Origin of the sequence: Rugamonas apoptosis, from assembly GCF_014042355.1 — a bacterium.
GTDB lineage: Bacteria > Pseudomonadota > Gammaproteobacteria > Burkholderiales > Burkholderiaceae_D > Rugamonas > Rugamonas apoptosis.
On the sequence record NZ_JACEZU010000069.1, the window covers coordinates 1 to 255 of the forward strand.

General features: G+C 52.2%; 1 rRNA gene. It reads right to left on the bottom strand.

The annotated features are described in order from the left end of the window. Positions 1-255, bottom strand: a 23S ribosomal RNA gene (locus H3H39_RS27460); the annotation flags it as partial.

The following is a 255-nucleotide window of genomic DNA, read 5'->3' on the forward strand; positions in this document are numbered from 1 at the left end:
AATACTCATCTCGCCCACCTGTGTCGGTTTGCGGTACGGTCTCGTATGACTGAAGCTTAGAGGCTTTTCTTGGAACCACTTCCGATTGCTTCAGCACCTAAGTGCCTCGTCCCAGTCCCTTGAATCACGCGCCCGGATTTGCCTAAGCGCCTTCTATGAACCAGAAACCAACTATTCCAACAGTTGGACAACCTTCCGCGATCCGTCCCCCCATCGCATCATACGACGGTGCAGGAATATTAACCTGCTTCCCAT